The organism is Streptomyces sp. UG1, assembly GCF_049974585.1.
Taxonomy (GTDB): Bacteria; Actinomycetota; Actinomycetes; order Streptomycetales; family Streptomycetaceae; genus Streptomyces.
On record NZ_JBNGGG010000040.1, the window covers coordinates 112,930 to 119,277 of the forward strand.

At 69.7% G+C, this 6,348-nt stretch carries 7 protein-coding genes; 6 read left to right on the forward strand and 1 reads right to left on the reverse strand.

Going from position 1 to position 6,348, the window contains the following annotated elements; translation table 11 throughout:
- Positions 1–34: 34 nt before the first annotated feature.
- The 6 genes from ACP4J3_RS37305 to proC all read left to right on the forward strand — a co-directional run bounded on the left by ACP4J3_RS37305 (position 35) and on the right by proC (position 4,645).
- A complete protein-coding gene (locus ACP4J3_RS37305; protein ID WP_426540752.1) occupies positions 35–394 on the forward strand; it encodes an SH3 domain-containing protein in 360 nt (119 codons plus the stop codon).
- A 131-nt stretch (positions 395–525) separates the two neighbouring features.
- Positions 526–1,029 carry an EamA/RhaT family transporter gene (locus ACP4J3_RS37310; RefSeq protein ID WP_426540753.1) on the forward strand — a complete coding sequence of 168 codons (504 nt, stop codon included), beginning with the start codon at positions 526–528 and terminating at the stop codon, positions 1,027–1,029.
- Between the two features lie 72 nt (positions 1,030–1,101).
- A complete protein-coding gene (locus ACP4J3_RS37315) occupies positions 1,102–1,875 on the forward strand; it encodes a class I SAM-dependent methyltransferase (RefSeq protein WP_426540754.1) in 774 nt (257 codons plus the stop codon).
- A gap of 250 nt (positions 1,876–2,125) precedes the next feature.
- Positions 2,126–2,926: an ABC transporter ATP-binding protein gene (locus ACP4J3_RS37320; RefSeq protein WP_426540755.1), complete on the forward strand. Its 801-nt coding sequence runs from the start codon at positions 2,126–2,128 to the stop codon at positions 2,924–2,926.
- A complete protein-coding gene (locus ACP4J3_RS37325) occupies positions 2,923–3,714 on the forward strand; it encodes an ABC transporter permease (protein ID WP_426540756.1) in 792 nt (263 codons plus the stop codon). Before ACP4J3_RS37320 ends, ACP4J3_RS37325 begins: the two co-directional genes overlap by 4 nt.
- A 115-nt stretch (positions 3,715–3,829) precedes the next feature.
- Positions 3,830–4,645 carry a pyrroline-5-carboxylate reductase gene (gene proC / locus ACP4J3_RS37330; protein ID WP_426540757.1) on the forward strand — a complete coding sequence of 272 codons (816 nt, stop codon included), beginning with the start codon at positions 3,830–3,832 and terminating at the stop codon, positions 4,643–4,645.
- Between the two features lie 41 nt (positions 4,646–4,686).
- On the opposite strand, the gene trpS is transcribed toward proC, so the two are convergent.
- Complete coding sequence (gene trpS / locus ACP4J3_RS37335; protein ID WP_426540758.1) at positions 4,687–5,736, reverse strand: tryptophan--tRNA ligase; 1,050 nt, start codon at positions 5,734–5,736, stop codon at positions 4,687–4,689.
- Between the last annotated feature and the right edge of the window lie 612 nt (positions 5,737–6,348).

Here is a 6,348-nt window from a genome sequence, read left to right on the forward strand (position 1 = left end):
GGCCGTCATGGGGATCAACGGGGGAGGTTCGATCATGTCCGCAGATCGTGTCGAAGAGGTCGACAGATCCGAGGAGTCCGGCGCCGACTCGACAGAGCCCGTCGCCACGGCCATGGCCACCACGGCCATGGCCACGACCAGCGCGGTGCCCTACTACTCGGTCGCACCGGGCGTCCGCCTGAACGTCCGCCGGGGCCCCGGCACCCAGTACGCCATCGTCCGCGTCCTGCCCGAGGGCGCCAGAATCCCGATCTACTGCCAGACGCCGGGCACCTACGTGACCGGTCCCTACGGCAGGTCGAACATCTGGGACAACATCGACACCGGCGAGTACGTCTCGGACGCCTATGTGCTCACCGGAAGCGACGGCTACGTCCGCCCACGCTGCTCCTGAGCCCGCCCGGGTTCCGGTTCACGGGAACCGGAACCCGGCCCGTTCGGGTTCGCCGGAACTGGCACCCGATCGACGTGGCTTTCTTGGAACCCGTACGCAGCCCACCCCCACGTCGGAGCGATAATCGACGCGTGAGCGAGAAGAACGGCACTCCGGCCACCCCCGCGGGCTCCCCGGGCCCCCGCCCCGAGCCCCTGCGCTTCTTCGGCACCACCTGGGTCGACCACGACCACGGCTACACCGCCCGCCGCATCGCCGTCGCCGCCGGCTCGCTCGCCACCGCGGCCGCCTCCTGCCTGGTCCTGCGCTTCGCCTACGAGGGCATCCAGATCGCCGCCATCGGCAGCTTCGTCACCGTCCTGGTCGTCGTGATGTTCGCGATCTGCAGCGCCCTCGCCTTCCGCCACACCTGGGACGGCTTCTCCAAGCGCCCCGACCCCCACCGCCAGGCCTCCCTCCGCGGCCTGCTGACCATCGGCTTCGTCGGCTCACTCCTCGCCTACTTCGTCCGCTCCCTCACCGAGGCCCCCGGCGAGAAACTCCACCGCGAGGAATACGAGACGGCCCGCAAGCAGCACGAGAACCGCACGACCCGCCGCACCGGCAACCCGGCGAAGAAGCGCCGCCGCACCTAGGCCCCGCCGCACCGAACCCATGGCTGGGCAAACTAGGTGCACGCCACACCAACCCGGCGCCACCATGGCCGTATGACCGCCCCTTCCCGCTCCGACCGCGCCGGCTCCTTCAACGACGCCGCAGCCCAGTACGCCGCGAACCGCCCCTCCTATCCACCGGCCCTCTTCGACACGGTCGAGGAACTCGCCGGCCACCCCCTCACCGGCGCCCGCGTCATCGACGTCGGCGCGGGCACCGGCATCGCCACCGCCCTCCTCCAGCGGCGCGGCGCCGAGGTACTGGCCGTGGAGCCCGGCGAGGGCAAGGCGGCCCAGTTCCGCAGCGCCCACCCCGACATACCGATCGTCCGCGGCAACGGCAACGCCCTCCCCCTGGCCACCGCCTGCGCCGACTTCCTCACCTACGCCCAGGCCTGGCACTGGACCGACCCCACCCGCTCGGTGCCGGAAGCCCTCCGTGTACTGCGCCCCGGTGGCGCGCTGGCCCTGTGGTGGAACACCACCCCGCTCGACATCCCGTGGCACGCCGAACAGGCGCGCCGCATCGCATGCCGCTTCGGCCGCCACCCCGCCGTCGACCAGAACGGCAGCGGCGTCCGAGCCGCCCTCGCCGACCCCACCGGCAACCTCGACTTCACCCACCGCAAGGTCCGCTGGAGCCGCCGGGTCCCCGTGGACACACACCTGGCCAACATCGGCAGCCACTCGATCTTCCTGGTCCACGGCACGGAGGCGAGCACCGCCTTCCTCACTGAGGAGAAACAGCTCCTCCTCGACGCCTTCCCGGACGGAATCATCGAAGAGACCTACGACGTGGAACTCCTCGTAGCCACCACCCCCTCCTGACTCCCCACCACACGCCCGCCCTCCACCCCGACCCGGCGAGGGCGGGCGCTTTCATGCCCCAACACGCCTCCCGCCAGCGAGGCCGCCTCCTTTCCTGCACGGGTAGCCGCCCCCTCCCCTACGGGTAGCCGACCCCGCCGCCGGGGTACCCGGCCCACCCGAACCAGCGCACACCCAACCCACAAACACCACCCGCCCCTAGCCCACCCCGCGCTTGACGCCGCAGCCTCACCGGAGGATTATTCATCGCATGATGAATTATTCGTCCGCTCACTCTGACCCACCCGACACCCCGGCCATCCGAGCCGAGGCCCTGAACGTCGTACGCGGCCCCCGCCAGGTACTCCGCGACCTCGGCTTCACCGTCCCGCGCGGCCAGATCACCGGCCTGCTCGGCCCCTCCGGCTGCGGCAAGACCACCCTTATGCGGGCGATCGTCGGCACCCAGGCCAAGGTCACCGGCACCCTCGACGTCCTCGGCCGCCCCGCCGGCCACCCCACCCTGCGCACCCGCATCGGCTACGTCACCCAAGCTCCCTCCGTCTACGATGACCTGACGATCCGCCAGAACCTCACCTACTTCGCCGCGATCCTCGACCCCGGCCACGCGGCCGCCGACCGGCGCCACGAGAACGTCACCCACGCCATCGCCGACGTCGACCTCACCAGCCACGCCGACGCCCTCGCCGGCAACCTCTCCGGCGGCCAGCGCAGCCGCGTCTCCCTCGCCGTAGCTCTCCTCGGCACCCCCGAACTCCTCGTCCTGGACGAACCCACGGTCGGCCTGGACCCGGTCCTGCGCCGCGACCTGTGGAACCTCTTCCACGACATCGCCGCCTCCCGCGGCGCCACCCTCCTCATCTCCTCCCACGTCATGGACGAGGCCGAGCGCTGCCACCGCCTCCTCCTCATGCGCGAGGGCCAGATCCTCGCCGACGACACCCCGGACGCCCTGCGCACCCGCACCCGGTCCGAGACGGTCGAGGCGGCCTTCCTGCACCTGGTCGACGAGGCGGTCGCGGCCGCCCGCGCGAAGGAGACCACGCGATGACCACGACGACCAGCCCGACCACCACGCTCCGCCCCGCCCCCACCGGCGCCCTGAATTTCGCCCGCACCACCGCCACCGCCGCCCGGGTCCTGCGCCAGCTCCGCCACGACCCCCGCACCATCGCGCTGATGCTCCTCGTCCCCTGCGTGATGCTGTTCCTGCTGCGCTACGTCTTCGACGGCAGCCCACGCACCTTCGACAACATCGGCGCCTCCCTGCTCGGGATCTTCCCGCTGATCACGATGTTCCTGGTCACCTCCATCGCCACCCTGCGCGAACGCACCTCCGGCACCCTCGAACGTCTCCTCGCCATGCCCCTCGGCAAGGGCGACCTGATCGCCGGCTACGCCCTCGCCTTCGGCACCCTCGCGATCATCCAGTCCGCCCTGGCGACCGGGCTCGCCCTCTGGTTCCTCGGCCTGGACGTCACCGGCAGCCCCTGGCTGCTGCTGCTCGTGGCCCTGCTCGACGCACTGCTCGGCACCGCGCTCGGTCTCTTCGTCTCGGCCTTCGCGGCCTCCGAATTCCAGGCCGTCCAGTTCATGCCGGCCGTGATCTTCCCCCAGCTCCTCCTGTGCGGCCTGTTCACTCCCCGCGACAACATGCACCCCGCCCTCGAGGCCATTTCCAACGTCCTCCCCATGTCCTACGCGGTCGACGGCATGAACGAGGTCCTCAAGCACACCGACATGACCGCCAACTTCGTCCGCGACGCCCTGATCGTGGCGGGCTGTGCCCTGCTGGTCCTGTGCCTCGGCGCGGCGACCCTGCGACGCAGGACGACATGACCGCCGCACGGCACGTCCCCCAGGCCACGTCCGCCCACCGGACACGCCCCCTGTGAAGGAGCCCTCGATGGGAGGATGAACCCGGACGACGCAACCCCCGGAGGGCACCCCAGCCATGACCCAGAAAGTCGCAGTCCTCGGCACCGGCAAGATCGGCGAAGCCCTGCTCAGCGGAATGATCCGCGGCGGCTGGGCCCCGGCCGACCTCCTGGTGACGGCCCGCCGCCCGGAGCGAGCCGAGGAACTCCGCACCCGCTACGGAGTCACCCCGGTCACCAACGCGGAGGCCGCCAAGACGGCCGACACCCTGATCCTCACGGTCAAGCCCCAGGACATGGGCACCCTCCTCGACGAACTCGCCCCGCACGTCCCCGCCGACCGCCTGGTCATCAGCGGAGCCGCCGGCATCCCCACCTCCTTCTTCGAGTCCCGCCTCGCCGCCGGCACCCCGGTCGTCCGCGTCATGACGAACACCCCCGCCCTCGTCGACGAGGCCATGTCCGTCATCTCCGCCGGCACCCACGCCACCGAGGCCGACCTCGCCCACGCCGAGGAGATCTTCGGCTCCGTCGGCAAGACGCTCCGCGTCCCCGAGGCCCAGCAGGACGCCTGCACCGCCCTCTCCGGCTCCGGCCCGGCGTACTTCTTCTACCTGGTCGAAGCCATGACCGACGCCGGCATCCTCCTCGGCCTGCCCCGCGACAAGGCGCACGACCTGATCGTCCAGTCCGCGATCGGCGCCGCGACGATGCTCCGCGACAGCGGGGAACACCCCGTCAAGCTCCGGGAGAACGTGACGTCCCCCGCCGGCACCACCATCAACGCCATCCGCGAACTCGAGAACCACGGAGTACGAGCCGCCCTCATCGCCGCCCTTGAGGCAGCCCGCGACCGCAGCCGCGAACTGGCCTCCGGCAACAACACCAAGTGACGTCCAGGGCCGCCCGCCCGCGGCGGCCCAGGCGCCCACCCCTAGACAGTCACCCGGATATCCGCAGCCGCAGTGGCACCCGCACCCACACCGGTTGCCGCCGGCAGCAACCCGATCGCCCGATAAGCGGCATCCACGGTCGGCCGAGCCATAGCCCGAGCCCGCTCCGCACCATCCCGCAGCACCCCCTCCACATAGCCAGGATTCGCGCACAGCTCCCTGTGCCTCTCCTGTACGGGCCTGAGGACCTCGACCACGGCCTCCGCGGTGGCTGATTTCAAAGCGCCGTACGACTCATATACACCGCTCAGCTCCGATGGGTTCCCACCCGTACAGGCGGCGAGGATCTCCAGCAGATTCGCCACCCCCGGCTGCGCGGCCCGGTCGTACACGACCTCCCGCCCACTGTCGGTCACGGCTCGCATGATCTTCTTGCGCACCACGTCCGGCTCGTCGAGCAGATAGACGATCCCCGGCCCGAAGTCATCGCTCTTGCCCATCTTCGAAGCCGGATCCTGCAGATTCATGACTCGGGCCGCGACCTGCGGGGGAGTGGCGCGAGGCACCACGAACGTATGCCCGTACCGCTGGTTGAACCGCACCGCAAGATCCCGCGCGAGCTCCACATGCTGCGTCTGATCGTCCCCGACCGGCACCTCATCGGTCCCGTACGCGAGGATGTCCGCCGCCATCAGCACGGGATACGTCAGCAGCGACAGCCGCACGCTCCCGCCACGCTCCCGCTCCCGCGCGGCCTTCTCCTTGTACTGGATCATCCGCCGCATCTCGCCGTCCGTGGCCACGCACTCCAGCACATACGACAGCCGAGCGTGCTCATCCACATGACTCTGCACGAAGACGGTGCACAGCTCCGGATCCAGCCCCGACGCCAACAACAATGTCGCCGCCTGCCGACTGAGCCTGCGCACCCGCGCCGGATCGTGGTCCACGGTCAGCGCATGCAGATCGACGATGCAGAACAGCGCGTCGGCCTGGTGCTGATCGACGGCAGCCCACCGCCGCATGGCCCCCAGATAGTTCCCCAGCGTCAGATGCCCGGTCGGCTTGACCCCACTGAAAACGCGCGCCATCTCTTCTCCGCCTCCTGGTCGAGGCCGCCGTCCCCGGCCGGCCGACCCTCTGGAGCTGGAGGGAGATACGAGAACGGCCGCCGAGGCGGCGGCCGTTGAGTGCATACGTGACTACGGCCGCCGTCAGGCGGCCCACCACAGTTGGGTGCACGTACGCGTCGTCATGCCTCCCAGACTACGCCTCCGGGGTGCCACACGGAGCGAAGTTGACACGCCCCAGCCCGATCCGTAGTGTTCTCCGAGTTGTCCGACGTGAGCGCCGACTTCGGTCGGTCCCCGGACAACCACTCCGCAAGTACCAACCATTATTCGACGACAGTCGATCTGTCTGCCGTCGTGTCATTGGCGTGCGTAATTACGGAATGAGGAATCCGCGCTCGACAGGGCGCAGCCCCCGATTAGCTCGGGAGCGAGGAATCCGCTAAAGTCTCACTCGTCGGAACGGCCCAACGGCCGCGAAGACAAACCCCGCTGACTGGGGATCGGATCGGAAAAGGATCTGATAGAGTCGGAAACGCAAGACCGAAGGGAAGCCCGGAGGAAAGCCCGAGAGGGTGAGTACAAAGGAAGCGTCCGTTCCTTGAGAACTCAACAGCGTGCCAAAAGTCAACG

What these genes read in the sequence shown, in the direction of transcription:
- ACP4J3_RS37305 (WP_426540752.1), top strand. Translation starts at nt 35, where the DNA reads ATGTCCGCAGATCGTGTCGAAGAGGTCGACAGATCCGAGGAGTCCGGC.
- ACP4J3_RS37315 (WP_426540754.1), top strand. Translation starts at nt 1,102, where the DNA reads ATGACCGCCCCTTCCCGCTCCGACCGCGCCGGCTCCTTCAACGACGCC.
- ACP4J3_RS37320 (WP_426540755.1), top strand. Translation starts at nt 2,126, where the DNA reads ATGATGAATTATTCGTCCGCTCACTCTGACCCACCCGACACCCCGGCC.
- ACP4J3_RS37325 (WP_426540756.1), top strand. Translation starts at nt 2,923, where the DNA reads ATGACCACGACGACCAGCCCGACCACCACGCTCCGCCCCGCCCCCACC.
- proC (WP_426540757.1), top strand. Translation starts at nt 3,830, where the DNA reads ATGACCCAGAAAGTCGCAGTCCTCGGCACCGGCAAGATCGGCGAAGCC.
- trpS (WP_426540758.1), bottom strand. Translation starts at nt 5,736, where the DNA reads ATGGCGCGCGTTTTCAGTGGGGTCAAGCCGACCGGGCATCTGACGCTG.